Raw genomic sequence first — 25,641 nt, forward strand, 5'->3', positions numbered from 1 at the left:
ATCCCATGTCCGACCCCTTCGACGATCTCGAAGACGAAGCGAACCTCGAAGGTTTTGCCGAGAAATTCGTCCGCGACGATCGTCGGCCGCCCTGCCAGCTTTATCTGATCTCGCCGCTGGACGTGACCGGCGGCTTTGCCGATCGGTTGCGTCGCGCGCTCGATGCCGGGCCGGTCGCGGCCTTTCAGTTCCGCGTGAAGCATGTCGACCAGCATCAGGCGGCCAAGCTTGCCGAACCGCTGCAGCGGATCTGCGCCGACGCCGATGTCGCCTTCATCGTGAACGATAGTGTCAGCTTGGCGAAGCGCATTGGCGCGGATGGCGTCCATCTCGGCCAGGAGGATGGCGACGCGCGCGAGGCGCGCGCGATTCTCGGGCCGAACGTCCAGATCGGCGTGACCTGCCACGACAGCCGCCATCTCGCGATGGAGGCCGGGGAGGCAGGCGCCGACTATGTGGCGTTCGGTGCCTTCTATCCGACCAGCACCAAGGAAACGAACCATCGCCCTGAGCCGGTGATTCTGTCCTGGTGGTCGGCGCTGTTCGAGATCCCCTGCGTGGCGATCGGGGGAATCACCCCGGCCAACGCGGCTCCCTTGGTGGCAGCGGGTGCGGACTTCCTCGCGGTCAGCGGTGCGATCTGGGGCGACGACGAGGCCGAAGCGGTGCGTGCGTTTGCCGCGATTCCGGGGATGCAGGGCTGATTCGAGCCGGATTCGCGGATGATTCGGCGGCGAGCGTCATCGATCCGTCATCGCCGCCGGATTTCTCGACCCGATAAAATCATTTTATTTCAAAAGGTTGAAGGGCGATTCCGGAAAAAACGACATAAAAATGCAAAAAGGCGTTGACCGGTCGGAACCTCCCGCATAGAAGCCACTCCACCGACGCGGTGCTCTTCACTGAACGGCGCGGCGGTCACCGAAAATCAGGCGCAAGGGGCCACGGATCTCAGGCCCTGGAAGAACTGACGATTTTCTGCGGGTTTCAGCGTTAGATATGAGTCCTGTAAGCGAAGCGGGGCAAAGAATGCGCGGTCAGTCGTGGCTAGGGGCCGGCCTTGCAAGATCACCAAGCATCGCTCTCCCGCTTCTGGCGGCGGTCGCTTCGATTTCGACCAGATAGCCAGGCTGCGACAACCCGGCAACCTGCACCGTCGAGCGGGCGGGAAGGTGAGGCTGCGCGGCAGTACCGAAATATCGGACATAGGCGCGCGTGAACCCATCCATGTCCAAGCGACCCGACTTCTCGGGAACGCCGACGAGAAACACCGTCAGCTTCACCACGTCGCCCAGAGCATAGCCGCGATCGCGCAGCGTCCGCTCGATCTTCCGGAACACGCTCAATGTTTGCGTTTCGGTGTCGCCAAATTCCGGAGCTTCGCCATGCGCGCCGGCTGCCGCGATCGGAGACGCCACCTCGCCGCTCAAGTAGAGCGTCTCCGCCGTCTGCGGCACCTGCACGGTCCTCGCTATCGGCAGCGTGGCGTGGCGCTCGAACCGCTCGATCGCTTGCGCCTGGGCAGGCCCGGCGAAGGCCAGAATGACCGGCAGGACCGCCGGGCAGGTTCTGAGCAGCATTGCATGTCTCTCCTGTGCGAAGGCGCCGCGCCTCCTGCGAGGCGCGGCGCTTCTTTCGGTCACTTCGCCGCGGCGGCGTGCGGCTTGGTGGTCAGCGCGCCCTTGGCGGCCTGATCGATGACGTCCGCAACCGCCTTGGGCTGGGTCAGAAACACGACGTGGCTACCCTTCACTTCCGTGGTGATCGCGCCGATCCGGTGTGCCGTGCTGCGCAGCAGCTTGGGGTCGATCGCGCCGTCTTCGGTGGCGACCACTGCCCAGCTGGGCTTCGACTTGAATGCGGCAAAGGCTATTTTCGCCTTCAGCGCGGCCATGGCGACCGGGACCTGGCTGTCCCGCAGGAAGGCGCCTACCTCCTCGCTGGTGTCGGCGGCAAAACCCGCCTTGAACTTCTGCTTGTTGAGGAACGCGAAGCCATCCGCGGTCTCTTCGGGAACGAAGTTCGGTGGCGGCGCAACCTCGGCATATTGGTCGAGGGTGGACGTGCCAACTTCCGGCGCGAAGGCCGCGACGTAAACCAGGCCAACAACCTTGTTGCTGCCGCCCGCCTGGGTGATGACGCTGCCACCATAGCTGTGGCCCACCAGGATCGTGGGGCCGTCCTGCCGGGCCAGGACGCGGTTCGTGGCGGCGACGTCGTCGTCGAACGAGGTCAGTGGATTCTGAACGATGCTGACGTGGTAGCCGCGCGACGTGAGCTCTTCATATACACCCTTCCATCCCGATCCGTCCGCGAAAGCCCCGTGGACGAGCACGATGTTCTTAACGGCTTGTGCATGGGCCGCACCCGAGAAGCCGACGGTTGCGGTGGCGGCGAGAATGGCGTGACGAATGTTCATGGCTATATTCCTTAGTGCGATAATAATTATCGCGATATCTGTATTTTAGACAACTCGCATCGATTCTGTCTAGCAAAAATAGTTATCGCGATAATATTCTTGCGACGGCACCCTCGAGCTGCGTGCACCGTCGGCGCGTCAGCTTCCCGCGAGCCGGTGGTCGCAGACCGGCGGGAGCCACTCCCAAAAGCGGACCAGATCGCCCACGCAGGATGCTCCTAGCTTCCGCATCATGCTTCCTCGGTGAAGCTTGACCGTAATCTCGCTGATCCCGAGTTCGTGTGCGATCTGCTTGTTGAGGCGTCCGGTCACCACCGCGCGCAGGACCTGACGTTCGCGGGGCGTCAGCATTGCCAGCCTGGCGGCACGGCGCTTGGCGATTTCGTCGGCCATGCGGCGGTTGCGATCCTGCTCCGTTGCGCGAGCGACTGCATCGAGGAGCGCCTGGTGGCGAAACGGCTTCGTGAGGAAGTCCACTGCGCCCAGCTTCATCGCCTGCACGCTCATCGCAATGTCGCCATAGCCAGTCAGGAACACGATCGGCCGGCTGTTTCCCTGCGAGAGGAGGATCTGTTGCACGTCGAGGCCGCTAAGACCTGGCATGCGGACGTCGAGAACGAAGCAGCCGGCACGGTCCGGCAAATCGGCCTGCAGCATCTCCCTGCCGGAGCCAAAGGCGAGGACTTCGATGTCGACGGTTTCCAGAAGGGATATGATTACGTCGCGAACCATCGGATCGTCATCGACGACGACGACTAAGGGGGCGGTGCATTGGTCATCGACATTATTCGAAGATTCCAAAGGCGCCTGCGCACCGACGAACGGCGCCTGTCTACTTTTGTCGCCTTTACCAACCTTCGGCCAGAATGCGGATTGCATCTCCAGCCCAGTGCGGTCGATCGTATGCATCTCTTGACCCTTCATCGCATCCGCTTCGATCTGCCGGCAGTTTCCCACGCGGCAACGGGCGGGGACACCCCAAGTCGGGTTAGCGTTACATCCGCCATTTGGGTGGAGGCTTTCTCGGGGACGCTCCGCACGGGCCCGCGCCGCTATGCCCTGCAGGAAAGCGGGGGGAAGCAATGGTTCACATCGTGCCGGCTAGCAGAGCCTCCTACATCCCGGCATCCCGAGACGAGGTACCGCCGAGTTGGTCTTTTGGAGGTGCCGATGCAGTATGGGGGAGGTAGGCTATTTCCCTGCTTCCGGGCGAGGGAGCATGGTTTGGGGAAAGGGGGCTGGTTCGACAATGCTGATGCACAACATTCGGCAACACGCATATGGGCGTGAAATCGAGATCCTGTTGATGTGGGAACATGGAAGGCCGAGCCTGTTGCTGCGCGACGACGGCATCGGCCTCCCGGAGGAGTTGCTCGCCCGGGGCGTCGGCGTTCATGCCCTGCTGCATCGCATCCGCAGGCTGGTCCGGCGATGACGTCGCCGCCGATCCGCGTCCTGGTGGTCGATGACCATGTCCTGTTGCGACAGGGCATTGCCGGGATCCTTGCGCCCGAACCCGACATCGAGCTGGTTGCCGAGGCGACGAACGGTGCCGAAGCGGTCGAGACCTTCGTGCGCATGCGGCCCGACGTGACGCTGATGGACCTTCAGATGCCCGTCCTCGCGGGTATCGAGGCGATCCAGCGCATCCGCAGCGGCGCCCCCCATGCCCGAATCATCGTTCTGACAACCTATCCCGGCGACGTGCAGGCGGTGAAAGCGCTCAAGGCAGGTGCCTCCGGATATCTGCTCAAGAGCTCGCTGATCGACGAGTTGCTGCGCGCCATTCGCGCCGTACACGGCGGGCGACGCTATATCCCCGCGGACGTGGCCCAGGAAATCGCCTTGCACGCCGCCGAAGAGCCGCTGAGCGCCCGGGAGGTCGACATCCTGGCGCTGGTCGCGGCGGGCAAGGCCAACAAGGTGGTGGCGCATGAACTGTCCGTCTCCGAACAGACCGTGAAGGCGCATCTGCGCACGATCTTCCAGAAGCTCGGGGTCAACGACCGGACGCAGGCTGTCACCACCGCCCTCCGGCGGGGAATCATCACGCTATAGCGCGGGCCCTACGGTGTCGCCTGTCTACCTGTCCTCGGGGATGGGGTGCGGCGCGTTTTCGTATTGGGCGGCTGCCGGCAAACCCATAAATTCTCCAAAGCGACCAACCACTTCGCACGATTGGCGCGCGCCCTTTCATTTGCCACCTTCTGGCGACCTCAGAGGCCCTTGGCGTTGAAAGGACTTCAGAAATGACGCGTCCTCCGCAACCTGTACGAAGCCGAGCTTTAACGTCGCGCGCAGGCATATCAGGCACGCCGTACGTGTCGGCATCCATCGGCGCGCATGTCGCAAACCGGATCCGTACCGCCCGCCGGCCGCGACGCCTCTCGCCGCGAAGCTGAGACGTTGCCGGCATGTACCACTCCGTATCGCCCTTCGACGAGGACATGGAACATCCGATTTCCTCCGCCGGACCCGCGGGGATCGGACGCGTTCTTGTCGTCGAGGAAGATCTCGGCCGGCGCGGTGCGATCCTGTCCTACCTCGTCGATCGCCAATGCTCCCCGATGGGCTGCGGGGCGTCCGAGGTGCTGCGCCACATCCGCGGCCCGTCGTTCGGCCTGATCACCCTCAACGTGCGTCTGGGCTCGGTGGACGGGGTGGAGATCCTGCGGCAGATCCGAGCCCGCTCGGACGTTCCCGTGATCTTGTACGCCGATGGCCCCCAAGCGGACGTCGATCGGATCATCTGGCTCGAACTGGGGGCGGACGACGTCCTGAGCGGCCCCCTCAACCTCGACCTGTTGCTGGCGCGCGCCCGCGCGATCCTTCGGCGGCAGGAACTGGGGCGCTCCGTCATCGCATCTTCCCGCGGCGGATATGCCTTTCGCGGGTGGGAACTCCGCAATGCGACACGAGAGCTCAAGGCCCCGGGCGGAGCGGACGTCAGCCTGACGAAGCGGGAATATGCGCTGCTGGTGGCGCTGCTGGTGGCGCCGGGCCGCACCCTTTCGAGGGTGCACCTGATGCGCGCCACCAGGACGCAAGAGGATGTGTATGACCGAAGCATCGACGTGCAGATTCTCAGGCTGCGGCGCAGGCTGGAAAGCCATCCCTCCGGCAGGGGCCTGATACGAACCGAGCGGGGCGTCGGCTATGCGCTGGACGCCCGGGTCGAGCCCCTATTCTGACGCCGCCGCAATGGACGAGCGCAATGCGACATCATCGCGAGCAGCCGATGCCGCGGAAGCCGTCGCGAGATCACCGGCGGACGCAGGCAGTGCCGGTCAGCCAACTTCACAGCGGCGCACGTGCGCCTTTTTCCTAGGAGACATTATGATGCGAAAAACCCTTGCACGCACGGCGATTGCCGCCGCTGCCCTGCTGTGGATGATCCCAGCCGCCGAGGCCCAGACCGCCACGGCACCGTCGACAACCGCCCGCATCGTTCTGGTGCATGGGGCGTTTGCGGACGGATCGGGTTGGCGGGGGCTGTATGATGTGCTCACGGCGCGAGGCTATCGGGTGTCCATCGTCCAGAATCCACTGACGTCGTTGAAGGAGGATGTGGATGCGACGACGCGGGTGATCGAACGACAGGACGGGCCGGTGATCCTCGTTGGTCACAGCTGGGGAGGCACGGTCATCACGGCTGCGGGCGTCCACCCCAAGGTCAAGGCGCTCGTCTACATATCCGCGCTCGCGCCCGATGCCGGCGAGACGACCGCGCAGCAATATGAAGGTTTTCCGCCGGCTTCCGAATTCGTGATCGACAAGCAGAGCGACGGCTACGGGTTCATCGACCTGCAGCGATTCAAGGCCGGCTTTGCTGCCGATACGAATGACGCCGATGCCGCGTTCCTGCGCGATTCCCAGGTGCCGATCAACATGTCCGTCTTCGGCACGCGGCTCACCCAGGCCGCCTGGCGCACCCGGCCCAGCTGGGCCGTCATCGCCAAGCAGGACAAGGCCTTCGGCGCGGGGATGCTGATGCACATGGCAAAGCGCATCGGCGCGAAGATCACCGAAGTGCCGGGCAGCCACGCCGTCTTCATGACGCAGCCCAAGGCCATCGCCCGGGTGATCGACAGCGCGGCACAGGACATTGGTAGCGCCCCTAGCGTGGCAAAGGTTCGGTAGCGGTTACCGGCTGTTCGTCGGGATCGCGCCCACCATAGAGGCGCTTGCGGAAGCGCGCGCGGCCCTGGCGGAGCTCGAGTTGCGATGGGCGGAGGAGCGCGCGGCGGTTGCCGCCGTGGCGCAGGCGCGGCTGGCCCTGCGCGATTCGGCCGACGGTGCGGATGCGCTCGCGGCGGCGGAGGCGGCGCGTGGGGAGCGCGAGATGGTCCATGGCGAGGTGACCGCCGAGATGGTCGCGACGGTCGTCGGGGACTGGACCGGCATTCCGGTCGGGCGGATGGTCAAGGACGAGCTGTCCGCCGTGCTGGAGATGGAGGATCGGCTCAAGCGCCGCGTGATCGGGCAGGACCATGCGATGGCGGCGATCGCCCGACGGCTGCGCACCAACCGCGCCCGGCTGGACAATCCGGACAAGCCGGTGGGGGTGTTCCTGCTCTGCGGTCCTTCGGGTGTCGGCAAGACCGAGACCGCGCATGCGCTCGCCGAACTGCTGTACGCGGGCGACGACAGCCTGATCACGATCAACATGAGCGAATTCCAGGAAGCGCACACCGTCTCGACGCTCAAGGGCGCGCCCGCGGGCTATGTCGGCTATGGGCAGGGCGGGGTGCTGACCGAAGCGGTGCGCCGCCGCCCCTATTCGGTGGTGCTGCTCGACGAAGTCGAGAAGGCGCACCCGGACGTCCATGAGATGTTCTTCCAGGTGTTCGACAAGGGATATATGGAGGACGCCGAAGGGCGCTATATCGACTTTCGCAACACGCTGATCCTGCTCACCTCGAATGTCGGCACCGACCTCATCGCGACGTTGTGCGAGGACGAGGAAACCGCGCCGGCACCCGAGGCGCTGGCCAGCGCGCTACGCCCCGAACTGCTCGGGGTGTTTCCGCCCGCGCTGCTCGGACGGCTGAATGTGCTGCCCTATGTGCCGCTCTCGCAGACGATGCTCCGGCGAATCGTCGAACTGCAGCTCGCCCGCATCGTCCGCAGGGTTGCGGAGAACCACAACGCCGCCCTGATCTGCGCGCCGGCGACGATCGATCTGATCGTGTCGCGCTGCGAGGAAGTCGCCTCGGGTGGGCGCATGATCGACGCGATCCTCACCAACACGCTGCTCCCGGAGCTGTCGCTCGGGCTGATCGAGCGTCAGATCGCCGGCGATACCGTGATCGCCATCCATGTCGGTGTCGACGAGGCCGGCTTCACCTATCGGTTCGATGTCGAGGGCGCCGAAGCGCCCGCGCTCGCGGCCGAATGAGCGGGCAGGGGCTGTGACCGATCGCGAGCAATCCGGCGGCGACCGTACGGTCGTCGCCATCGAGGGCGGGGCCGGCGTGTCGATGCCGGGTAGGGGCTGGGCTGGCCGGGTATCGGCCAGCCTCGCGCCCGGGGACGTGCTGAACGGCATCTATCGCGTCAAGCGCTTCGTCGCGCGCGGCGGCATGGGCGAGGTGTTCGAAGGCATCAACGTCGAGAGCGACGAGCGCGTCGCGATCAAGGCGATCCGCAGCCACCTTGCGCAGGACATCAAGGTGATCGCGATGTTCCGCAAGGAAGCGCGGGTGCTCACGCAGATCGCCCACCCCGCGATCGTACAATATCGCGTGCTGGCGCGCGATCCGGTGCTCGAGCTCTACTACATCGTCACCGACTTCATCGACGGCGAGCCGCTGACCGCCCACCTCAACGGCACGCATCCCTCCGTCGGCGCCATCGTGACGCTCGCGCGGCGGCTCGCGGCGGGGCTGCAGGCGGCGCACGACCATGGTGCGATCCATCGCGACATGTCGCCGGACAACGTGCTGCTTCCGGACGGGCGGATCAAGCGCGCCAAGATCATCGACTTCGGTATCGCCAAAAGCCTCGATGTCACGGCCGAAACGGTGCTGGGGGACGGCTTCGCAGGCAAGATCGGCTATGTCGCGCCGGAGCAGTTCGGCGACTATGACCGGCAGGTGGGCCCGTGGACCGATGTCTACAGCACCGCGTTGGTGCTGCTCGCCTATGCGCGGGGCAAGCCCCCCCCCATGGGCACCAGCCTGGCCGACGCTGTCGAACGTCGCCGCCAGCGGCCGGATTTCGATGGGCTTCCGCCGCTGCTCGAACCCCTGTTCCGCCAGATGCTTGCGCCTGATCCTGCGGAGCGGATTCGCTCGATGGCCGAGGTGCTGGCCTTCCTGGACGCGCTGGAGCTGCCGGAGGCGCCCCCTGCGATCGATCCGGACCCTCCAATTGCTCCCCCGCCGCCGCCTGTCGATGCGCTCCAGGCGGCGGGGCCGGAAACGATGTTCGTGCCCGCGCCCGATCCCGCCCCCCTCCGCACGCCAAGCCCGTCGCCGACGCCGCGCGCCTCCGGCCCGGCCAAGCGCCCCGCGACGACACCCCGAAAGCGGCGGAGCAAGGTGAAATGGGGGGTGGCGGCACTGCCGGTTGCCGGGTTCGCATTGTGGCACGTCGTACCGCCTTCGCCGCCGCCGCCCGCACCCGCGCCGGTTCGTGCTGCGCCGGTGCCAAAGCCCGTCGCGGATGGCGGGCCGCAGGTGCAGGTCGAGCGGCTGCTTGCCGGGCTCGCAAAGGCGCCCTGCACCTGGGTCTCGGCAAGAGAAGGGGGCGGCGGCGCGCCGTTGATCCTCAGCGGTGCCGCGGGCGATCGCGCCTCCTTCGACCAGCGTGCCGGCGGGTTCGCGACCCAGGCCGGGCTCGCCGGCAGGCAGCTCGACTCGAGCAACGTGATGCCGCTGCCGCCCGGACGCTGTGCGCTCATCGACGCGCTGAAGCCGTTCGATACCCCGAGTGCGGGTGGCGATCGGCTGGGCATCTCAGCGAGCAGGGTCTCGCTTGGCGAGGCTCGGCCTGCATGCCCCGGCGGGGTCGGCGCGCAGCTCGACATCTGGGTCGAGGAACGCGATCCCGCGCGCGATTTCGCACTGCTTGCGCTCGATCCGTCCGGCAGCGTGCGTTCGCTCGTCGCGGGGCGTGACGCGTTTCGCACGCGCTCGCAAGAGAATGCGAAGGCCTATTATACCAACGGCAATGGCCGCTTCCACGTCGCCGCCTGCTTCGCCTCTACCGGTACCGCTGGCGTGCTGCTCGTCGACCGCCGCGGGCCTCTCGACCTTGGTGGCAGCCGGGAAGCAGGCTTGCCCGAGCGCCTCGGTGCGCTTGCGGCGGCGCAGGGGTGGCGCGTCCGATCGGAATGGGTTGCCGTGGAGACGCCGCCGCCCGGCGGGCCAAGCACGCTGGCGTCGCCGAGCCCAAGCCCCGAACCAACGGCGAGCACCAAGCCGCAGCCGACGGCGACAATGGCCGGTACGGCGCCCGTGCCCCCTGCGGATTCACCCAAGGGTATCGCCGACCTGCGGGATCTCGAAAGGAGCCACCAGCGGCAGAATAGCGGCGTGGGCGCCTGTTACAGCTATCGCGGGGCCTGGACCTCGCTCGGCTACACCAGCAAGTCTGCCTGCGTGCTTTCCGTGTTCCAGAACCGGTGCGACGTGAAGAACGGGCAATTCGACAAGACCGAACTGCGCCGCGCGGGCGGCTTCATCGAGGAGCGGCGCGGGCGCAAGTGGCGCGTGATCCTCAGCGATCGCCGCTGCGGGTGAACTGCGTGGCATGAGCCTGTGCCCACGCCCTGCGATCAGGCGAACCTTCTCCGCGTGGGAAGCATCGGTTGCAGCTTCCAATAGGTCAGGGATCGCCACAGCCATTCCAGCGGCCCGAAGTGGAAGAAATGCAGCCAGACCAGGCTGAACGCAATGTTGAACGCCCACACCGACAGGACGACCAGCATCAGCTGATAGTGTTCAAGCGTCCCCGTCGGCAGGGTGGCCGTCCAGGTGAAGATGCCGGTGCAGATGGCACTGGTGGCGATGTAGTTGGTCAGCGCCATCCTGCCGACTGCCGCCAAGGCGCGCTGGACGGGCAGCATCGTGCCATGCCGTACCAGCAGGAGGATAACCGCTGCGTCGGCGAGTGAGGCTGCGATGGTCTGGAGCTCATAGGGTGCCATCATCGCCACCGTCGTCACGGCGCTGCTGAAGCCGTAGCGATGGGCATGGGCCAACCCGCCCAGAATGATCGGGAAGGCGAGGGCGTATCCCAGCACGGCGATCGCGACATAGCGTGCCGAAGACAGGCGGCCGGTCAGGAAACCGGTCTTGAACAGGCCCATCCCCGCGATGAGGAAGCCCAAGGTCTCCAGAATCCAGCCGGAGGTGAAGATCGCCGTCACGAAGCCCCGATAGGCCGCCGCCGGGATGCTATCGAGGTAGGCGCGTGCCGCAGGGGTGGGCGCAGCCTTCATGCCAGCGATCTGGTCGCGCCTTTCCGCCTGCGCGCCGGCCAGGGCTTCGGCTTGGGCTTTGGCGGGGCGCTCGCCTTTCGCCATCGCGTCGTGCGCCGTTTCCTCCAGCTGCGCGACGGGCCAGGCGGTGGCGACGTCCATCGCGGTCCAGACGCCGAAGGTGCCGCCGACGAGTGCCACCGCCAGGCCGATGCCGACGAGCCATTTGCCGGCGAGATGGCGTAACGGGTAGAGTGCCAGCAGCGCGACGGACGCATAGAAGAACAGAACGTCGCCGTTCCAGATCAGCGTGCCGTGCAGCGTGCCGAACAGCAGCAGCCACAGGTTGCGCCGATGAAAAATGTCCGCCGCGGTGCCGGCACCGTCGCGCTGTTCGATGCGGGTCAGCAGTACCAGCGCGCCTGCGCCGAACAGCATCGAGAAGAGGGCGCGCATCTTGCCCTCGAAGAACAGCCACTGCAGGACCATCACCGCTGCATTGAGAACGGGACGCTGTCCGGCGAACGCCACGACGCGCAGCGGCACGTTGAAGGCGACAGTCTGCGCGCCGGCGAAAGACTGGATGTTGATCACCAGGATCCCGAGCAGCGCCGCGCCGCGCAAGACGTCCAGCGATGGCACGCGCTCGGATCGGGACACGGGGGCAACAGGAGGGGCGGCGACTGCCTTCCCATGGGATGTTGAAATCATGCGAGGGCACTCTGCCTGTGGTCGTACCGCGTCGTGCGCGGGCCTTCGCTACATTCCCGCTTCAGACCGTCGCGATTTCATCGCGAATGCAACACGAGCGGCGGAGGCTCGGGATCCGGCCACGCGCCTCGAGTCCGCATTGCAAGTGTAGCCAAGCGTGGAGGTGCAGTAGTCTTGCCGTGGCAGCGATTGGCTAGCCGGATCAAATGCTCGATCGTGATCATCGTCCGTCATCCGGTGGGTGGCGTCTCGTCTGGGACGTTCTCCTCGAAGGTCTTGGTGCGTATCATCATGCGCACTATCCTTCGGCGCTGACGCCTGCATTCCTGCAGGATCCCACGGATCGGCGACTTCAACCGAACCCCCATGGTGCGAGCACGGACAGGCAGTCGCCGTCCGCACGTCCGCGCAACCGACACTGGAGACCCAATGTGCAGCACCGCATCACGATGCTCTTGCGCACGCCGATGATGGCGTGGCTCGCCCGGGGCCTGTTGACTTTGCCCTTCTGGTCCAGCGGCCTGTCCAAGCTCTTCCTGTTCGACAAGGGCGTGGCCGAAATGGCACGTGCCGGTCTCGAACCGGCGGCGGCCTTCAACATCGCGACGATCGCCTTGCAACTGGCGGGATCGGCCCTCATCATCGCGAACCGCGCCGCGTGGCTGGGCGCGGGGGCGTTAGGCCTGTTCACCGGCCTGACCATCCTGCTGGTCCACCGCTTCTGGGCGATATCGGAAGAGCCGTTCCGGACGATCGCACTGCATGTTTCGAGCGAGCATGTTGGGATGATCGGCGGCTTGCTCGCGGTCGCCATCCTATCTGCTCGCCGCGAGTCCGCAGCGGCCGCGCCGCGCGCGCATCCCGCCCAAGCAGGAGCGGCGCGGCGATAACGTCGCAGGGTAGCTGCCGCCGCACAGAAAGACCCGATGCAGCATCCCGCCGACCGGTGCCGATAGCGCGGGGTCGACGGGTGCTCGCCGCGTCGGACCTCAGGCGGTGGGGATGGTGCCGCCGTCGATCACATGCTCGGTGCCGGTGATGCTGCCGGCACGTTCCGAGACGAGAAAGGCGATCAGGCTCGCCACTTCCTCGGGGTGTGCGGGGCGGCCGATCGGGATGCCGCCAAGTGCCTGCATGATCAGCTGCTTGCCCGCCTCGACGCCGCCGCCATGCTCGGCACCGAGCCGTTCGGCGAGATGCACCGATGCCTCGGTCGCGATCCATCCGGGGGAGACGCGCACGATGCGGACACCGCGCGGGGATACCTCCTTCGACAGGCTCTTGCTGTAGGTCGACAGCGCTGCCTTGGCGGCCGCATAGGCGGTGGTCGCATCGGGCAGCGGCAGGCGGTTCTGGATCGACGTCACATGGACGATCACGCCGCTGCCCCGCGCAACCATCTGCGGCAACAGCGCGCGATCGAGGCGGACCGCGGGCATCAGGTTCAGGTCGAGCTCGCGCTGCCACTGGCCGTCATCCAGCGCCGCGAAGCCCCCCGCAGGAGCCGAGGAGCCGCCGAGCATGTGGACGAGGATGTCGGGCGTGCCCAAACGGTGCTGCACGGCCGCGGCGAGGTCGGCACAGCCTTGCGCGGTGGTGAGATCGGCCGTGACAAAGTCCGCTTCGGCAATGTTCGCCGGGCGCGTGCGGGCGGTGGTCAGCACTTCCGCTCCCAGTTCGCGGAGGAGCCGGACGGTCGCCGCGCCAGCCCCGCGCGTGCCGGAGGTGACCAGGGCCTTCTTGCCCTCCAGGTTGAGGAACGCGCTCATGGTTTGATCTCCAGCGCGGCGATCTTGCCCGCGCGCAGGGTGAAGAAATAACGCAGATCCAGCGGGCTGCCTGGGAAGTCGCCGGTCAGGCGGCTGGTGACGATCGTCTGGTCGGTGTCGCTGGTGGCGGCAAAGGGCGCGCTGACATAATTGTAGGCGGCGGAAGACTTTGCCTTCCATGCGCGCACCGCGTCATGCCCCTGGTGCATCTTGCCTTCGTCCAGGACAGAAGCGTCTTCGGTGAAGCAGGCGAGGATGGCATCGATGTCGCCGGCTCTGTCGACACTGAAATATGCCGCGATGGCGGGCGGAAGCTGGAGGGTCATGGCAGGTTCCTTTCTTTGAGGTGGGGTTCGAGGGCGCGGATCAGCGACGGGTGCCTTCCGGGCCAATGGAGCTCTTGGTGCGCGTCGGGATCATTGCCTTGGGCACGAAGGTCAGCGCGGCGACGGCGTCGACCGCATCGGGAGACACTTCGGTCTCGCGTCCTTCGAAGGTGGCGTCGAGCAGGCGGCGGAGCGCGCGGTTCGGCTCCATCGACAGAAAGGAGATCATGCAGACCTCTTCCAGCGACGCCGCCTCGGCCACGTCGACCAGCGTTTCCTTCAGGTCCTCGCGGGTATAGGTGACGATGAACTTGTAATCCTGCTCGACGACAAGCAGCTTCTTCTCGCGAAGATGCTCGGGAACGTCACTGTCCTTGAAGTTCCAGAGGAACTTGGCGGGGCCGCCGAGGATGGGGCCGCCGGATACAAGTTGCTTGGCCATGAGCGCATCGAGAATGCGTTGCGCCTGTATCGTCTGCTCGGCGCTGATGAACACCTGATAATATTGCATGTCGCACCTCCTTCTTCAGGGCGGCGGCGCGCATTGGCGACCGCATCTTGAAGCCTGGAAATAAGCCCGACCCTGCGTTCGGATAAGCTGGATGATCCGGGATGTGCTGTGCCTGAAAGTGGGATAATCGTGCGCCGCGCGGACGGCGCCACCGCGTTCGAATGCAAGCCGTTCGAGGCGCCGGCGGTCCGCGCTCGCATGGCCAGCGCCTCGGCCCTCCTGGCGAAGGCGAACGGATCTGGGCGAGATCCTGACGTGGTTCCGTGCGGGAACGCGTCTGGACCCGCAGGTGCCACCCGGGCGACAGACGCTGCCGCTCGGGGGCAGGTCGCTCAGGCGGCGCGCGGCAGGTGGTTGTTCGGGGTCCGGTCGCCCGCAAGCCAGCGGGTCAGCGCATCGCGGGCGCTCTCCTTGGCGCCTTCGCCATGATGCTCCGGGTCGACGCAAAGCTCGAGCGTCTGGCCATCGGGATCTTCGACATAGAGCGAGCGTGCATAGCCGTGATCGAATTCCATGGCCGGGATTCCTGCCGCCTGGAGGCGATCCCGAAGGGCGACCTGCTGTTCGGGTGCGATCTTCAGTGCGAGATGGACGAAAAGCCCCTGCGGCTTGGCGGCATAGCGCGCCTGGAGCTCGGGATCGGCGAAGTGGAAGAAGGACAGCGCACTGCCATCGGCAAGGCCATAGGAGGCGAGGGCGAATACATGCTCCACCCCGCCCAGGACCTCGCGCTCGATCCAAAAGTCAGTCAGCGGAATGCCGAGAATATCTTTAGAAATGTCGCGTGCGTTCATGGTCGGAGGAAACATGGGCGGCATGGTGCAGGCGTGCGGGCGGCAGTGTTGTCGTGCTATGGTCAAAAGTTGCCATAAGAAGTTACATTCATGTCAGATATTGGTCTGGATAATATTGTAAATTGGATGCTGTGGGCGCGTCAGAACAGGCGTTCGACCTGGGCATCCAGTCGGTAGCCGAAACCGCGCTCCGTCTTGATGAGCGCCTCGCCGCCCGGCACTGCGGCGAGCTTCTTGCGCAACCGCAGGACCTGCACGTCGACACTCCGGTCGTAAATGTCGTCATGCGCGCGCGTGGCCCGCATCAGGTGCACCCGCGAAAGCGAGCGACCGGGTGCCTCCAGCAATGCGGCGAGCAGGCCATATTCCCCTTTGGTGAGATCGATTGCGCTGCCGTCGGGTGCCACGAGGGCGCGATCAGCATGCCGCATTTCCCAGCCCGAGAAGCGATAGCCGCCGCGCAGCGGTGCACCGGCAATGCGTCCCAGGTCCTGCCGCCGCAGCACGGCACGGGCGCGCGCCACCAGTTCTGCCGGGTTCAGCGTGCCTGCGATGAAATCGTCGGCACCCAGTTCCAGCCCCACGATGACGGAAACGCTGTCCTGGCAGAGATCGTCATACAGGATCACGGGAACGTCGGAGCGACTACGGATCTCCCGCAGCACATCGAGCGCATCGCGGCTTTGCAGACGCGCATTCAACACGATCAGGCTGAGCTGCCGGCTGTGCAACTGGTGTGCCACCTCGCGCGCACCTGCGCTGACGGAGATCCAGCGATGGTCACGCAGATAGGCGGTGATGCGATCGCGCGCGCGCTCGTCTTCATCGACGACGAGAATGCGGCCGAGGCTGAGGGGGAGGTTGGACGGTTCGGCAAATTCACCCATCGGAAAGCGGTACATTGCGTCAACTCCGTGGGGCGCGACGGCGCCGGTATCAGGAGCAGGGGATGCGCCCGCACGGGGCGGGCGCACGGTTGGTGGCGGGCGTTAGAGCTGGTGCGCCGCGCGGAGGCTGGCGGCGGCCTGCTCCCCGATGATCGCACAGGGCGCCTGCGTGTTGCCGGTGGCGACACGCGGCATGATCGAGCTGTCGGCAATACGGAGCCCTTCGATGCCGTAGACGCGCAGCGCCCCATCCACCACCGACATGCTGTCGCGGCCCATCTTCGCCGTGCAGGTCTGGTGCCAATAGGTCACCGCCGCATCGCGCACATATTCCTTCAACGCCTCGCGGGAGAGCTTGCCGGGCATCGCCTCGCCGCGCACCAGCGTCCGGAAGGCCTGCGCGTTGCCGAGGTCGCGGCAGAGCTCGACGCATGCCAACGCGGCTTCCATGTCGGCAGGGTCCGACATCATGTTGGCGTCGATCTGCAGCGGTACCGCAGCGTCGGCGCTCCGAAGCCGCAGGCGCCCGCGGCTATGCGGCCGCGCCAGGCCGGCGAACATCGTCCAGCCATGTTCGGGCACGCCGCGCGCCGCGGTCCGCTCGCTCGGCACCGGGAACTCGACCTGGCAGAACAGCAGGTCGGGCGCGGTCAGTTCGGGGCGGCTCTTCCAGTACAGCGTGGCTTCGCTGCCGCTGTTGCGCGGTGCGATCGGCGCCGCATATTCCCAGATGCACCCGAAGGAGACATGGTCCTGCAGATTGGCGCCGACCCCGGGCAGGTGCTGGCGGACCGGGATGCCGACTCGGCGCAACTCGGCTTCGTCGCCGATGCCGGAGTGCATCAGCACCTTGGGCGTCTGCATCGCGCCCATCGACAGGACGACCTCGTGCACCGCGCCGATGCGTTGGCGCTGGCCGCCCCGCACGATGTCGACGCCGACGGCGCGGTTCCCCTCGAAGGCGATCCGCTCGACCGTCGTCCCCGTCACCACGGTGAGGTTCGGGCGATCGAGATAGGGGTGCACATAGGCGCGGAACAGCGAGTGGCGGCGGCCGTCGCGGACCAGCATGTCGCTGATCGCGACGCCGCCTTCGCCTTCCATCATCCGCCCGTTCGGGCTGTCATAGCTGGGAATCCCCAGCGCGTTCGCAGCGTCGAGAAGCGCATGGGCGACCGGGCTCGGATCCGCCGCGGGCTGGACCCAGACCGGGCCGTTCGAGCCACGGCGAAGCGGATCGGGCGCGCCCTGCCAGTTCTCGATACGGCGATAGATATCGAGGACGTTCTGGTAGTTCCAGCGCTCGTCCCCGGCTTCCTCGGCGAAATGGTCCCAGTCGCTGCGATGGCCGCGCGCCCACACCATGACGTTGATGCTGGAGCCGCCGCCCAGTCCCTTGCCCATCGACATCGGCAGCGCGCGACCGTTGAGATGGGGGTTCGGCTCGGCGGTGAAGCGCCAGTCGCGCTCGCCGCCGAGATTGGTCGGCCACAGCGCGGGATCGAGCACGGCCTCGGCCTCGTCGCTGCCGCCGGCCTCGATCAGCAGGACCTGCACCGCCTCGTTCTCGGCCAGCCGCCGCGCGACGACCGAGCCGGAGGCGCCGGCGCCGCAAACGATGAAGTCATAGGCGGGCTTGAGTTCTGCGGTCAGCCGGGCCTGGTTTTCGGCAGCGCGGCGCTGGAAGTCCTGCGCGTCGTCGTGATTTGCATGGGTCATCATCAACTCCTTCGAATGGTTGATGCGCAAGCAGGCGGAAGGCGCGCGCCTCCGTCGGCGCGGAGGCGGCGCAATGCACGCCGCGGACCGCGCCGCAGGAAGGTGGCTCTCGACATGTTTGCGCGACCGGTATGCCGAGCGCTGGGGCTCGGACGAACCGGCGTTCCGAAGGGGGTGAACTCGCTGAGGGCCTTCGGTGCAGCCCAGGTATCATTTCTATCAAATTTGGCAATGCTGCCGAATGCGGTATTTGGCTACAAGTCTGTAACAATGCCGCGACAAGGGGCGACCTGTCGAAGTCTCGCGGCTAGCTTGCTGCTCACGTCGATCATTGTGGGGACGTGAAAGGACGCGCGCGGCCATGAACACGGCGCGTCGTTGCTGCATCGGCGGGAGGACTTCGCACTCGCCGGCAGGAAGACGGCGCGGCTGCGGGAAGGCTTATCGTTTCGTGCGACCGACCGACCGCAGCTTGCGATCCAGCGACCGCAGCCGCACCTCGTTGGAAGCCACCGCGGCAAGTGCCCGGATCGTCTTGGTTTCGCGCTCGTCGATCACGCGCGGCTTGCAATCGATCACGCAGAGCGATCCGACGATGAAGCCTTCGTCGTCCAGGACCGGCGCGCCGGCGTAGAAGCGGAAGCCGGGCGCCCCGGCCACGGCGGGATTGGCGGCGAAGCGCGAATCGGCCGACAGATCCGGCACCGTGAATACGTCGCGCTGCAGGATCGTATGGTTGCAAAAGGCCCAGCTGCGCGGCGTATCGGCCATGTCGAGGCCGATCTTCGACTTGAACCATTGTTTGGTCGGGGTCAGCAACGTCAGCAGGGCGATCGGCGCCTCCAGGCTCTGGGCCGCCAGCCAGGTAAGCCGGTCGAAGCTTTCCTCGCTTTGGGAATGCAGCAAGCCGGAGCGTTCGACCGCCATCAGCCGGCGGCGCTCGTCCTGCGAGACCGGGAAGGCGACGCCCCATTCCTCAAAATCATTGTCCTCCGCGGCGAACACGGAACCGCGCAGCTGCGCCAAGGCCGCGGTCGGCGTGGCGGCGCGGCTGATCCTGGCTTCAAGGTCCGAAGGCACCGCGCCTTCCTCGCCGACGGCGACGATCCGGGTGGTGGCGATCGCCTTGTTGGCGGCGAGGCTGTGCAACAAGGCCTCACTGTTCAGCCCCGAGGTGCAGTCCACCAGAATACCGAACGGCTGCGCGGAGCCGATCGCCACCAGTGCGGCAAGAACGTCGTCGAAATAGTCGATGGCGAAGTCGGCGGCATTCTCGGCGGCGGCGCGATATGCCGGCAGCCGGTCGCCGGTGGCCACGACGATGAGGATCGCGGACGGAGCGGCTTCGGCAGGTGGCTGCCTGCTGTCGATCAGCGCGACGACATCGGCATGATAGACGCGGCGGTGGCCACCCGGTGTCTTCCACGAAGGGATCGTCCCGCCTTCGATCAGCACCTGCGCGGTACGTACCGAGATGCCCAGCAGCTTCGCGGCATCGGCGGTCGTCAAAATGTCCTTCTTCACGCTTCCGACTCCCTGACCGCCGGATCCGTCTCCACCGTCAAGCGGCTTCCACAATCTGCTCGAGCGATGTTCCAGACCGATATATTGATAGAATCGGCAATTTAAAGAGCGATCGATGGTGGCGAAAGTGCGGTGAGCCGTTGGGCAGCGCTAAATGGCTGCGGACGTAACCTTAAGCATCGTCTCCGCGCTTTTCAGAAGATAGGTGCAGGGTATCCGTATTCATGAATGCGGTGCTCAATGGTCCTGCCAAGAGGTATGGCATGACGGAAGAACAGGTGCGCACGATATCGCAGAGGATGCACCAGAAAGCCGACCCCGTGCTTCTGATGCTTTTGTGTCTCTCGCCGTTCTGCGACTGGGTGGTCGCTCCTTGAGAAACGAGCGGCCACCCAGTCGCGGCAATATTATGCAGCGCCTGGGCGCGGCAGCCGGACCATCACCTGCTGGTACCCGTTGATGAAGGTCGACGGAACCCGCACGGAGTCCGCAGCGACGTCGAAGGCGGGGATGCGGCGCAGGATCTCCTCCCACAGCGTCCGCACCTGCAGGTCCGCCAGTCGCGCGCCGATGCAGCGATGCACGCCGAACCCGAAGGCGAGGTGGCGCCGCGCGTTGGGGCGCTCCAGGACGAAATCGTCCGGACGCTCGAACAGCGCCTCGTCGCGATTGGCGGAGAGGTACCACAAGATCACCTTGTCCCCGCGCCGGACGTGCTGGCCGCGGATGGTGACATCCCGCGTCGCCGTGCGCCGCATATGCGCGATCGGGGTCTGCCAGCGGAGCAGCTCGGGGGTGAGGTTCGCGAGCAGGTCCGGGTCCGCGCGCAGCTTCTGCAAGGCGTCCGGAAAGGCATGCATCGCCACGATGCTGCCGCTGATGCTGTTGCGCGTGGTGTCGTTGCCGCCGACGATGAGCAGCAGGACGTTGCCGTAGAATTCCGGTTTGGGCATGTGCCGGGTCTCTTCGCCCTGGGCGAGCAGCGAAATCAGGTCGTCGCCGCCGGGCGTTTCGAGCCGCGCCGCCCAGATCGCGTCGAAGGTGCCGAAGCATTCCTGCATCAGCCGCATCTTGTTCTCGGGCGTGGTATAGGCGGGATGCCCGGGAAGCGCGACCATCGCTTCGGACCAGCGGATCAGGTCGCGCGATCGCTCCTGGGGAAAGCCGAGCAGCAGCGCCAGCGTTCGCGCGGTCAGCTCGATCGAGACGCGGTCCACCCAGTCGAACCATTCGCCGCGGGGCAGTGCCTCCAGGATTTCCGCGCACCAGGCGCGGATTTGGGGTTCCATCTGCGCCAGCCGCTCGGGGGAAAAGGCGGGCGCGATCACCCGGCGCTGCGTCGCGTGCCGCGGCGGGTCCATCGAGATGAAGGCCGGGAAGAACTGGGGATCGTCGGCGCTCGATCCGATGGTGATGCCGCCATTGGCATGCGCCGAGGAGAAGGTCTCGGTATCGAGCTCGATGGCTTCGATGTCGCTGTGCCGGGTGATCGACCAATAGGGCGCGAACCGGCCTTCGGCACAATAATGCACCGGCGCTTCGTGCCGAAGCCGCGCGAGGTAGCGCGGTGCGAACCCGGCGCTGAACAGATCGGGCTGGGCAACGTCCAGCGCCGCGATCGGCAGCTGATGGAGATCCTGTTCGAAGCGCTGCGCGTTCGAGGCGGCGGAGCTGTTCTCGGTGGTTTGCTCTTGGGTCATGGCGCAGCATGCCGGCGCTTGCGCTACCGTCCCGCTACGGTTCGCCTTGCGGTCGTCACCGACGTAGCGGCGCGCGCCTCGAGCGAGCGGGGCGGGCGCCGTCCAGGAAGGTCAGCAACGCGCGGTTGAACAGCGCCGGATTCTGCCATGGAAGGAAGTGCCCTGCGGCCGGAAACAGCTCCAGCTGCGCCGACGGGATCGCGTTGGCCAGCGCGCGGAAATGCGCGGGCAGAATGAACTCGTCCTCCTCCGAGCCGGCGATCGTCACCCGTGTGCGGATCCGCCGGAGCTGCACCGGGCGGATGTCTTCCTGGCGCGCCTGCATCGCGCGCACGGCCTGTTGCAGCCGACCTAACCCGCTCGGTTCCGGCGAGCGCGCGGCATAGTCCGCCACGAGGCGGGGCGCGACCGTTGCGAGGATCGGTGCATCGCCCGCATTGGGGCGAACGCTCGCCTTGTCCATGTTGGCGCCAAAGGCGTAGATGGCGCCCAGCCGCTGCGGCGCACGCATCGCGACCAGCAAGGCGACGATCGCCCCGTCGCTCCAGCCGATGAGCGCCGGCTTGGCCAGATGGAGATGGTCCAGCACCGCCAGCACGTCCGCCGCGAGCAGGTCGTAGCGCAGCGGCAGCGGACCCATCGTGCTCCGGCCATGGCCGCGGCTGTCGATCAGGATGACCCGGTGGCTCGACGCGAGGAGCGCCGGGACCTGCGCGTCCCAGCTGCGGCTGCTGGTCAGCCCGCCGTGCAGCAATACCACCGGCTTGCCCTTCCCGATGCTGGCGTACCAGATGCGGGCGCCCTTGCTTTCGACATAGTCGCCGCGGGGATCGATGGCGGTCGCTTCGCTGCGGACCGCCGTCTGCTGCGCAACCGGCGTGGCGATCGCGGGGACGCCGGCGAAGATGCCCGCCGCGAGGCAGGCTGGCCACAGCAGGCTGGGCAACTGCACATTCCGTCGCATCGTCGTTCTTCCTCATGTGGCGGCGGCAACGCCCAGCCGTTCCGCGAAAAGGGCCGGGCGGCAGGGGGCCGCCGGGCCAGGACGGTGCCTTCGCAGAAGAAGGCGTCGGGTCGCAACGCCGTCCTGCGCCTGGCTGGATGTCGTTGCGGCTACAATACAGCGCTCCAAGGATACAGTTGTAACAACGCTGACGATATTCTTTATCGTTCGACTTTCGATCGCTTGGATGGTGGTATCATTTTGTATTTTCTTGACAGGGTGAACGGGTCGATGTCGGCGCGCGTTGCGGGCCGCATATTTCCTATGTGACCAGATTATTACCAATGAAGTTGGTTATTTCTTCTCTAAAGCGCCTTCGGAGATTAATTTGGTCAGGTCAATGCATGCATTTGACGATAAGTGTTTCCTGGAGGATTTGTGCGTATCTTGATTTCTGTTGCCGCTGCTGCTGGCGCCCTGCTGACCGCGATGCCCGCCCTTGCGCAGGATGGCGCAACTGCCGACGAGCCCCGCGCCGGATCGATCTATGTAGCCGGCTTTCTGGGCGACCGGTTCGGTCGCGAACAAACCCTGCGCGGTGCGACGCCGGCCGGTCTGCCCCGGGTGATCGAAACCGACGCCAAGGACGGTCTCACGGGCGGCCTGGTGCTCGGTGCCGTCGCCGCCACGGGTGACTGGGGGCGGGCGCGTGTCGAGGCCGAGTTCTCGGCCAGCCGCAACACGCTCAAGCGGCTGAACCTCAACGGCCAGCAGCGCACGCTGCTGGAGGGCAGCCGCTCGGTGACCACCGAGATGGTCAACATCCTCTACGATACGCCGCGCATCGCCGAACGCCTGCGCTTCACGCTGGGTGCCGGCGTCGGGCATGGCGCGATCGACTATGACACGCGCTATCTGGTCGCCGCGGCGGGTCCGGAGATCAACATCCCGACCAGCGTCTCGGGCAAGATCGCGCTTCAGGGTATCGCCGGCGCCTCGGTCGCACTGGGCGGCGGACTCGAACTGACCACCGACGTGCGCTATTCGCGCATCGCCCGGCACCAGGTGGAGCGATTCAACGCAACCGCGGGCACGCTCGATTCGGTGCTTTCGGCGCGGTACAGCAACGTGGTCGCGACCGCGGGCTTCCGCTTCTTCTTCTGATGCGCCGGGGCCGCGGCGCAGCGTTGCCGCGGCCCCGATCGGTTCAGGCGTTGGCGGACATTGCGCGTGCCAGCGCGATGAAGGCCTTCAGCGCTGCGGACTGGTTGCGACGCCCGGGATAATAAAGGGCGAGCGGCGCGCCGGGTGGCGTCCAGTCTTCCAGCAAGCGGACCAGCCGGCCGGCTGCGATGTCCTCGAGGACGTTGGACTCCATGAAGAAGCCGATGCCGATGCCGTCCAGCACTGCCATGCGCGCCAGATGCGGTTCGTCGAGCGTGACCGGCCCGGCGACGTCGACATGGAGGGTTTCCCCATCTCGCGTGAACTGCCAGCGATAGCGTGCGCCGTTGGGAAGGCGGATGCGGATACAGGGATGCCCCAGCAGGTCGGAAGGTGTCTTGGGCGCTTCGTGCGTCGCCAGATAGTCCGGCGTGGCGACGACGGCAAACCGGCGCGCCGGCCCGAGCGGGAGAGCGATCATATCGGTCGGCACCAGCTCGGCGGTGCGGATGCCGAGATCGAAGCCGCTGTCGACCACGTCGATCAGCTTCCCCTCGGTCACGAGGTCGATATGCACTTGCGGATAGCGACGCAGATATTCGAGGATCAGCGGGGCGAAGACCTCCTGCGCGGCGGTGGCGAAGGCATTGATCCGGATGGTGCCCGACGGGGTCGCCTGTTGCGACCGCGCGGTCCGCATCGCCTCCTGGATGTCTTCGAGCGCGGGCCCCACCTGCTCGACGAAGCGGCGCCCGGCATCGGTCAGCGAAACGCTTCTGGTCGTGCGGTTGAACAGTTGCACGCCCAGCTGGCGCTCGATCTTGCCGATGCTGCTGCTCAGTGCGCTGGTCGACATGCCGAGTTCCAGCGCGGCCTGGCGGAAGGAGCCGCGTCGCGCGATCGCCATCACCGCTTCCAGTTCGATGAGACCGTCCTTGCTCACTGTCCCGCTTTTCCGAAGGCCACGTCCCGCCATAGGCCGATTATCCAGGCATAGGTAACCCTCTAAGTGAGGACAGGTTGGCACGTGCCGCTGCTTCCTCGAAACATGGTGGCCGTCCCGGTGCCGGAAAGGCGGGGGCGGTGGCATCCGCCTGCAGATGAAGAGAGAAGTCCGTGATGAACATCCTGTACGAAACGCGCGCGCGGGTGGTCGGCGGTCGGGCGGGCCATGCGACGGTGGAAGACGGTGCCCTGGCGCTGACGCTCGCCACGCCGCGGGCGCTGGGCGGCGGCGAGGAGAGCGGGACCAATCCGGAGCAGCTCTTCGCAACCAGCTTCGCGGCCTGCTTCCTCAGCGCCCTCCGCTTCGTGGCAAATCGACGCCGGCTCGCCCTCACCGACGACAGCGCGGTGGTCGCCGCGGTGGGGATCGGGATGCGCGAGGATGGGGCAGGGTTCGGGCTGCAGGTGGCATTGTCGGTCAGCCTGCCGGGGCTGGAACCGGGCCTGGCCGCCAAGCTGGTGGAGGAGGCGGACCAGATCTGCCCCTATTCGCACTTAGCGCGCGCGGGGGCGGAGATCCGCGTCGCCATCGACGACTGACGCGACCCGCTGCCTGCGGATCGCCACGTCGTTCAGCCTTCTTCCTCTATCTTGGCGTCGAACGCGGCGCGGCTCGCGGCCAGGCTGGCCAGATGGTTTTCCACCCAGCCGCCCAATTCGCGGCCCTGCGCGGCGAGCGAGGCGCCCATCGGGGTCAGCCGATATTCCACCTTGGGCGGCGTGGTGGGATAGACATCGCGGCACACCAGGCCGTCGCGCTCCAGTGCGCGCAAGGTGCGGGTCAGCATCTGTTGCGAAATGCCGGGCACCGCGCGTCGCAGCGCATTGAAGCGTAATGCGCCTGACTGCAGCGTCACGACGATCGGCAAGGTCCAGCGATCGCCGATCCATCGCAGATGATGCGAAAGCTCGACGCAGCGGTGTGATCCTGGGTCCAGCAAAGTCATATGGATCTGACCATGTCAGGAAAATATGCGTTCTTGGCCGACGTTCAACCCGCCCGTACGGATCCTGCATTCCACCAACAGCAGGATAGTCAGCGATGCAGCTTCTTCATCTCGACTCGTCGATTCAGGGCGAGACGTCGGTCACCCGGTTGCTTTCCGCCGCCGTGGTCGAGCGGTATCGGCAGCGCGTCGACGGGATCGCCGTCGACTATCGCGATCTCGCCGCAGCGCCGCTTCCGCACATCACCTTGCCCCGTTTCGGCACCGACGCGGCGGAGGCCGTTCTCGCCGAATTTCTGGCCGCCGACGTCCTGGTGCTGGGCGTCCCGATGTACAATTTCGGCATCCCCAGCCAGTTGAAGAGCTGGTTCGACCACATCCTGGTTGCCGGCAAGACGTTCCGCTACGGCGCCGGCGGCGTCGAGGGCCTCGCCGCCGCGAAGAAGGCGGTGGTTGTGCTGTCGCGCGGGGGTGTCTACTCGGAAGGGCCGGCAGCCCCAATGGAGCATGCGGAGACGCATCTTCGCGCCATGCTGGGGTTTATCGGAATCGATCGGCCGCAGATCATCGTTGCGGAGGGCGTCGCGATGGGCGACGAACCGCGGCGTGCCGCGATCGACGCTGCCCTCGCCGCCGTGGCGCACGTCGCAGAGGCGAAGCAGCCGGTCGGAGCGTAGTTCCGGAACGCCGTGAATCGAACTACGGCCGAAACGAAATGGCAGTTCACCGGCGTATCTCGCTCGATCCGTGTCGCGGGCGATGATCGAGGAGATCCGCCAGGCCTCGGTTGCCAACTA

The 25,641-nt window shown here is 66.2% G+C and carries 26 protein-coding genes; 11 read left to right on the forward strand and 15 right to left on the reverse strand.

Going from position 1 to position 25,641, the window contains the following annotated elements; all coding sequences use genetic code 11:
* Positions 1-5 precede the first annotated feature (5 nt).
* Positions 6-704 (forward strand): thiamine phosphate synthase, encoded by a 699-nt coding sequence (thiE, locus tag DD559_RS15440; protein ID WP_116469970.1) that lies wholly within the window; start codon positions 6-8, stop codon positions 702-704.
* A gap of 333 nt (positions 705-1,037) precedes the next feature.
* Here the strand turns inward: thiE and DD559_RS15445 are convergent, their stop codons facing one another.
* The 3 genes from DD559_RS15445 to DD559_RS15455 form a co-directional block, all read right to left on the reverse strand.
* Entirely contained in the window at positions 1,038-1,580 is a 543-nt protein-coding gene (locus DD559_RS15445; RefSeq protein WP_116469971.1) for a RidA family protein, read from the reverse strand.
* Positions 1,581-1,639: 59 nt separating this feature from the next.
* Positions 1,640-2,419: an alpha/beta fold hydrolase gene (locus DD559_RS15450; RefSeq protein WP_116469972.1), complete on the reverse strand. Its 780-nt coding sequence runs from the start codon at positions 2,417-2,419 to the stop codon at positions 1,640-1,642.
* A 138-nt stretch (positions 2,420-2,557) separates the two neighbouring features.
* A complete protein-coding gene (locus DD559_RS15455; protein ID WP_240610292.1) occupies positions 2,558-3,328 on the reverse strand; it encodes a response regulator transcription factor in 771 nt (256 codons plus the stop codon).
* A gap of 340 nt (positions 3,329-3,668) precedes the next feature.
* Between DD559_RS15455 and DD559_RS15460 the strand changes: the two genes are divergently transcribed.
* The 6 genes from DD559_RS15460 to DD559_RS15485 all read left to right on the forward strand — a co-directional run bounded on the left by DD559_RS15460 (position 3,669) and on the right by DD559_RS15485 (position 10,164).
* Positions 3,669-3,854, forward strand: a complete 186-nt coding sequence (locus DD559_RS15460; protein WP_116469973.1) for a hypothetical protein — start codon at positions 3,669-3,671, stop codon at positions 3,852-3,854.
* On the forward strand, positions 3,851-4,477 hold the full coding sequence (locus DD559_RS15465) for a response regulator (protein ID WP_116469974.1): 627 nt from the start codon (positions 3,851-3,853) through the stop codon (positions 4,475-4,477). The genes DD559_RS15460 and DD559_RS15465 overlap by 4 nt, the downstream gene beginning before the upstream one ends.
* Positions 4,478-4,866: 389 nt before the next feature.
* Complete coding sequence (locus DD559_RS15470) at positions 4,867-5,610, forward strand: winged helix-turn-helix domain-containing protein (protein WP_116470948.1); 744 nt, start codon at positions 4,867-4,869, stop codon at positions 5,608-5,610.
* Positions 5,611-5,620: 10 nt separating this feature from the next.
* Positions 5,621-6,559, forward strand: a complete 939-nt coding sequence (locus DD559_RS15475) for an alpha/beta fold hydrolase (RefSeq protein WP_240610293.1) — start codon at positions 5,621-5,623, stop codon at positions 6,557-6,559.
* On the forward strand, positions 6,525-7,817 hold the full coding sequence (locus DD559_RS15480; RefSeq protein ID WP_206364514.1) for an AAA family ATPase: 1,293 nt from the start codon (positions 6,525-6,527) through the stop codon (positions 7,815-7,817). The genes DD559_RS15475 and DD559_RS15480 overlap by 35 nt, the downstream gene beginning before the upstream one ends.
* Positions 7,818-7,830: 13 nt before the next feature.
* Positions 7,831-10,164: a serine/threonine-protein kinase gene (locus tag DD559_RS15485; protein WP_165831116.1), complete on the forward strand. Its 2,334-nt coding sequence runs from the start codon at positions 7,831-7,833 to the stop codon at positions 10,162-10,164.
* Positions 10,165-10,199: 35 nt separating this feature from the next.
* On the opposite strand, the gene DD559_RS15490 is transcribed toward DD559_RS15485, so the two are convergent.
* Positions 10,200-11,504, reverse strand: coding sequence for a DUF418 domain-containing protein (locus DD559_RS15490; RefSeq protein ID WP_165831117.1), 1,305 nt, complete (start codon positions 11,502-11,504; stop codon positions 10,200-10,202).
* A gap of 257 nt (positions 11,505-11,761) precedes the next feature.
* Here DD559_RS15490 and DD559_RS20180 point away from each other — a divergent pair, with 257 nt between their 5' ends.
* Positions 11,762-12,445 (forward strand): DoxX family protein, encoded by a 684-nt coding sequence (locus DD559_RS20180; protein WP_240610294.1) that lies wholly within the window; start codon positions 11,762-11,764, stop codon positions 12,443-12,445.
* 99 nt (positions 12,446-12,544) lie between these two features.
* Here DD559_RS20180 and DD559_RS15500 read toward each other — a convergent pair whose 3' ends face one another.
* The 9 genes from DD559_RS15500 to DD559_RS15540 form a co-directional block, all read right to left on the reverse strand.
* The gene (locus DD559_RS15500) at positions 12,545-13,324 is read right to left on the reverse strand and encodes an SDR family oxidoreductase (protein ID WP_116469979.1); all 780 of its coding nucleotides are present in this window, start codon (positions 13,322-13,324) and stop codon (positions 12,545-12,547) included.
* On the reverse strand, positions 13,321-13,650 hold the full coding sequence (locus tag DD559_RS15505) for a nuclear transport factor 2 family protein (RefSeq protein WP_116469980.1): 330 nt from the start codon (positions 13,648-13,650) through the stop codon (positions 13,321-13,323). The genes DD559_RS15500 and DD559_RS15505 overlap by 4 nt, the downstream gene beginning before the upstream one ends.
* A 40-nt stretch (positions 13,651-13,690) precedes the next feature.
* The gene (locus DD559_RS15510; RefSeq protein WP_116469981.1) at positions 13,691-14,161 is read right to left on the reverse strand and encodes a hypothetical protein; all 471 of its coding nucleotides are present in this window, start codon (positions 14,159-14,161) and stop codon (positions 13,691-13,693) included.
* A 332-nt stretch (positions 14,162-14,493) separates the two neighbouring features.
* A complete protein-coding gene (locus DD559_RS15515) occupies positions 14,494-14,955 on the reverse strand; it encodes a VOC family protein (protein WP_116469982.1) in 462 nt (153 codons plus the stop codon).
* Between the two features lie 140 nt (positions 14,956-15,095).
* Positions 15,096-15,857 (reverse strand): response regulator transcription factor, encoded by a 762-nt coding sequence (locus DD559_RS15520; RefSeq protein WP_206364515.1) that lies wholly within the window; start codon positions 15,855-15,857, stop codon positions 15,096-15,098.
* Between the two features lie 87 nt (positions 15,858-15,944).
* Positions 15,945-17,564 (reverse strand): GMC family oxidoreductase, encoded by a 1,620-nt coding sequence (locus DD559_RS15525; RefSeq protein ID WP_206364516.1) that lies wholly within the window; start codon positions 17,562-17,564, stop codon positions 15,945-15,947.
* A 438-nt stretch (positions 17,565-18,002) separates the two neighbouring features.
* The gene (locus DD559_RS15530; RefSeq protein WP_116469984.1) at positions 18,003-19,085 is read right to left on the reverse strand and encodes a GAF domain-containing protein; all 1,083 of its coding nucleotides are present in this window, start codon (positions 19,083-19,085) and stop codon (positions 18,003-18,005) included.
* A gap of 407 nt (positions 19,086-19,492) precedes the next feature.
* On the reverse strand, positions 19,493-20,785 hold the full coding sequence (locus DD559_RS15535) for a cytochrome P450 (RefSeq protein WP_116469985.1): 1,293 nt from the start codon (positions 20,783-20,785) through the stop codon (positions 19,493-19,495).
* Positions 20,786-20,840: 55 nt separating this feature from the next.
* Positions 20,841-21,749, reverse strand: coding sequence for an alpha/beta fold hydrolase (locus tag DD559_RS15540; RefSeq protein ID WP_116469986.1), 909 nt, complete (start codon positions 21,747-21,749; stop codon positions 20,841-20,843).
* A 426-nt stretch (positions 21,750-22,175) separates the two neighbouring features.
* On the opposite strand from DD559_RS15540, the gene DD559_RS15545 reads away from it, so the two are divergent.
* Complete coding sequence (locus DD559_RS15545; RefSeq protein ID WP_133243837.1) at positions 22,176-22,892, forward strand: hypothetical protein; 717 nt, start codon at positions 22,176-22,178, stop codon at positions 22,890-22,892.
* Between the two features lie 43 nt (positions 22,893-22,935).
* Here DD559_RS15545 and DD559_RS15550 read toward each other — a convergent pair whose 3' ends face one another.
* Positions 22,936-23,835, reverse strand: coding sequence for a LysR family transcriptional regulator (locus DD559_RS15550; RefSeq protein ID WP_116469988.1), 900 nt, complete (start codon positions 23,833-23,835; stop codon positions 22,936-22,938).
* Positions 23,836-24,011: 176 nt separating this feature from the next.
* Between DD559_RS15550 and DD559_RS15555 the strand changes: the two genes are divergently transcribed.
* Positions 24,012-24,437: an Ohr family peroxiredoxin gene (locus DD559_RS15555; RefSeq protein ID WP_116469989.1), complete on the forward strand. Its 426-nt coding sequence runs from the start codon at positions 24,012-24,014 to the stop codon at positions 24,435-24,437.
* A gap of 32 nt (positions 24,438-24,469) precedes the next feature.
* On the opposite strand, the gene DD559_RS15560 is transcribed toward DD559_RS15555, so the two are convergent.
* On the reverse strand, positions 24,470-24,844 hold the full coding sequence (locus DD559_RS15560; protein ID WP_116469990.1) for a winged helix-turn-helix transcriptional regulator: 375 nt from the start codon (positions 24,842-24,844) through the stop codon (positions 24,470-24,472).
* Positions 24,845-24,939: 95 nt separating this feature from the next.
* Here DD559_RS15560 and DD559_RS15565 point away from each other — a divergent pair, with 95 nt between their 5' ends.
* The gene (locus DD559_RS15565) at positions 24,940-25,521 is read left to right on the forward strand and encodes an FMN-dependent NADH-azoreductase (protein WP_116469991.1); all 582 of its coding nucleotides are present in this window, start codon (positions 24,940-24,942) and stop codon (positions 25,519-25,521) included.
* Positions 25,522-25,641 lie beyond the last annotated feature (120 nt).

It is taken from the genome of Sphingomonas pokkalii (assembly GCF_003096275.1).
Classification (GTDB): Bacteria; Pseudomonadota; Alphaproteobacteria; order Sphingomonadales; family Sphingomonadaceae; genus Sphingomonas; species Sphingomonas pokkalii.

What these genes read in the sequence shown, in the direction of transcription:
- thiE (WP_116469970.1), top strand. Translation starts at nt 6, where the DNA reads ATGTCCGACCCCTTCGACGATCTCGAAGACGAAGCGAACCTCGAAGGT.
- DD559_RS15445 (WP_116469971.1), bottom strand. Translation starts at nt 1,580, where the DNA reads ATGCTGCTCAGAACCTGCCCGGCGGTCCTGCCGGTCATTCTGGCCTTC.
- DD559_RS15450 (WP_116469972.1), bottom strand. Translation starts at nt 2,419, where the DNA reads ATGAACATTCGTCACGCCATTCTCGCCGCCACCGCAACCGTCGGCTTC.
- DD559_RS15455 (WP_240610292.1), bottom strand. Translation starts at nt 3,328, where the DNA reads ATGCATACGATCGACCGCACTGGGCTGGAGATGCAATCCGCATTCTGG.
- DD559_RS15460 (WP_116469973.1), top strand. Translation starts at nt 3,669, where the DNA reads ATGCTGATGCACAACATTCGGCAACACGCATATGGGCGTGAAATCGAG.
- DD559_RS15465 (WP_116469974.1), top strand. Translation starts at nt 3,851, where the DNA reads ATGACGTCGCCGCCGATCCGCGTCCTGGTGGTCGATGACCATGTCCTG.
- DD559_RS15470 (WP_116470948.1), top strand. Translation starts at nt 4,867, where the DNA reads ATGGAACATCCGATTTCCTCCGCCGGACCCGCGGGGATCGGACGCGTT.
- DD559_RS15475 (WP_240610293.1), top strand. Translation starts at nt 5,621, where the DNA reads ATGGACGAGCGCAATGCGACATCATCGCGAGCAGCCGATGCCGCGGAA.
- DD559_RS20180 (WP_240610294.1), top strand. Translation starts at nt 11,762, where the DNA reads ATGCTCGATCGTGATCATCGTCCGTCATCCGGTGGGTGGCGTCTCGTC.
- DD559_RS15500 (WP_116469979.1), bottom strand. Translation starts at nt 13,324, where the DNA reads ATGAGCGCGTTCCTCAACCTGGAGGGCAAGAAGGCCCTGGTCACCTCC.
- DD559_RS15505 (WP_116469980.1), bottom strand. Translation starts at nt 13,650, where the DNA reads ATGACCCTCCAGCTTCCGCCCGCCATCGCGGCATATTTCAGTGTCGAC.
- DD559_RS15510 (WP_116469981.1), bottom strand. Translation starts at nt 14,161, where the DNA reads ATGCAATATTATCAGGTGTTCATCAGCGCCGAGCAGACGATACAGGCG.
- DD559_RS15515 (WP_116469982.1), bottom strand. Translation starts at nt 14,955, where the DNA reads ATGAACGCACGCGACATTTCTAAAGATATTCTCGGCATTCCGCTGACT.
- DD559_RS15520 (WP_206364515.1), bottom strand. Translation starts at nt 15,857, where the DNA reads ATGTACCGCTTTCCGATGGGTGAATTTGCCGAACCGTCCAACCTCCCC.
- DD559_RS15525 (WP_206364516.1), bottom strand. Translation starts at nt 17,564, where the DNA reads ATGATGACCCATGCAAATCACGACGACGCGCAGGACTTCCAGCGCCGC.
- DD559_RS15535 (WP_116469985.1), bottom strand. Translation starts at nt 20,785, where the DNA reads ATGACCCAAGAGCAAACCACCGAGAACAGCTCCGCCGCCTCGAACGCG.
- DD559_RS15540 (WP_116469986.1), bottom strand. Translation starts at nt 21,749, where the DNA reads ATGCGACGGAATGTGCAGTTGCCCAGCCTGCTGTGGCCAGCCTGCCTC.
- DD559_RS15555 (WP_116469989.1), top strand. Translation starts at nt 24,012, where the DNA reads ATGAACATCCTGTACGAAACGCGCGCGCGGGTGGTCGGCGGTCGGGCG.
- DD559_RS15560 (WP_116469990.1), bottom strand. Translation starts at nt 24,844, where the DNA reads ATGACTTTGCTGGACCCAGGATCACACCGCTGCGTCGAGCTTTCGCAT.
- DD559_RS15565 (WP_116469991.1), top strand. Translation starts at nt 24,940, where the DNA reads ATGCAGCTTCTTCATCTCGACTCGTCGATTCAGGGCGAGACGTCGGTC.